This is a genomic window from Lentibacillus salinarum, from assembly GCF_042679865.1.
Lineage (GTDB): Bacteria > Bacillota > Bacilli > Bacillales > Amphibacillaceae > Lentibacillus > Lentibacillus salinarum.
Window position 1 is genome coordinate 1 of the sequence record NZ_JBHTNH010000011.1, and the last position, 1,808, is coordinate 1,808.

Genomic DNA, 1,808 nt, shown 5'->3' on the forward strand with positions numbered 1-1,808 from the left:
TTTAAACGGTCTGGTAGCAATAGCGGAGAGGACACACCTGTTCCCATGCCGAACACAGCAGTTAAGCTCTCCAGCGCCGATGGTAGTTGGGGTTTAACCCCTGCGAGAGTAGGACGCCGCCAGGCAATCCGAAAACCAGCTTACATTTTTGTAAGCTGGTTTGTTTGTTAGCTGCAGGTCATATCATTGAAAAAAAGCGCACTCGAAGTGCGCTTTTTTAATTGCTTAGGAAACTATAAAATTTGGTCCTTGTGGATAACTATTATGGTAAAATGGCATCAACAAATATGGGAGAGGTCAAAGTTGAGAAAAGGTTCAGGCGTTATTAAACAAATTCTAAAAGATCATTTTGCTGGTTTTTGGGAATTTCATTCTGATCGTTTTCCTAAAGCCTATCGCAGTCATATAAAGGAAACGGTGGAGAAAACGGTGCGTTGCGGGACTAGTGATTTAGGTTTCGCTCGTTATGAATGTTTAGGGTGTGAAGGAGATTCTTCCCCGAAATTTGTTTATTTCACGTGTAAAAGTAGGCTTTGTCACCGTTGTGGAAAGAAGTACACAGATGATTGGTCGGACAAGCAGCAGGATATGATTTTTGATGTTACGCATCGTCACATGGTATTTACCATTCCAGAAGAGTTAAGAAAAGTTTTCTACTATGACCGAAAAAAACTCAATGAGCTAAGTAAACAAGTTGCTGAAGTTTTCCAATTTCATAACTATCAAAAAAGCAAAAAGAGAGGGTTCCGTTCAGGTATTATTACAGTTATTCACACATTTGGCAGGGATCTAAAGTTCAACCCCCATATCCATGCATTAGTGACTGAAGGTGCGCTGGATAATCAAAATGAATGGGTCAACAATGGGTATATTCCATATGATTACCTAAGAAAATCATGGCAGAAGGTTGTGTTGGATTTACTGAAAAAGTGGTTCCCTTCAAATCAGACCGTTACTGAACTCATCAATGATTTGTATAAAAGATATCCAAAAGGTTTTTATGTGAATGCAGAGAAGAAAATAACGAATGCCAAAGGGGTTGCCAAATACATTGGCAGGTATTTAGCTCGTCCTGCGATTGCGGAATACCGCATTGAAGATTATGACGGAGAAAAAGTTCACTACTGGTATGAAGACCATAGAACCGGAAAACGAATTGATAAAAGGATTCCTGTATATCGATTCATCTTTGAAATCTTACAGCACATACCCCCTAAACACTTTCGTATGGTGGGACGTTTTGGATTGTACAGTAGAAGATCGCATCGTAAAGCCCAACAGATTTTAAGTTTATATTCATTTATGAGAACCAAACAAATATCTTTTCTTCTAGAGAAGAAGCGAAAAAAGAAAACGTACCGCCAACGGATGATAGAAGCATTTGAAAAAGATCCATTGGCATGTCCCTGTTGCCATAGAGAGATGGAACTCGTAGGTATATGGCATGCTGACTATGGATGGATCTATCATTACATGGAAGAAATCGAAATGGCTAGAAGGAGGAGATACGGAATTGGCAAACCAAAGAAAACAGGATAAATCCTGGGCAGAAATAGATAAGTGGTTGGAAGAGGACCCTTTTGGATTGGATGAAGAAGTAGAAATCATTCTTTTCAAATGTTTAGACTGTAATGGAACCGATGAAGTACCGGAGTATATCATCGGTGAATTTAGTCTGGATAAAAAGAGAGGGGAAGAAGTGGAACTTCATTGCCCTCACTGCAATGGTACTATGATTAGAGCGAGAAACATCCCAAGTGATTAATCCTCACTTGGGACGTGATTTAGTCGCGTCAGCGATTTTGTTC

2 protein-coding genes and 1 rRNA gene are annotated in these 1,808 nt (G+C 39.7%); all 3 read left to right on the forward strand.

Going from position 1 to position 1,808, the window contains the following annotated elements; translation table 11 throughout:
- Positions 1–9: 9 nt before the first annotated feature.
- The 3 genes from rrf (at position 10) to ACFQ4A_RS06750 (ending at position 1,765) form a co-directional block, all read left to right on the forward strand.
- A 5S ribosomal RNA gene (rrf, locus tag ACFQ4A_RS06740) occupies positions 10–125 on the forward strand.
- Positions 126–303: 178 nt separating this feature from the next.
- The gene (locus ACFQ4A_RS06745; RefSeq protein WP_382398886.1) at positions 304–1,539 is read left to right on the forward strand and encodes an IS91 family transposase; all 1,236 of its coding nucleotides are present in this window, start codon (positions 304–306) and stop codon (positions 1,537–1,539) included.
- A complete protein-coding gene (locus ACFQ4A_RS06750; RefSeq protein WP_382398072.1) occupies positions 1,514–1,765 on the forward strand; it encodes a hypothetical protein in 252 nt (83 codons plus the stop codon). The genes ACFQ4A_RS06745 and ACFQ4A_RS06750 overlap by 26 nt, the downstream gene beginning before the upstream one ends.
- The last annotated feature ends 43 nt before the right edge of the window (positions 1,766–1,808 follow it).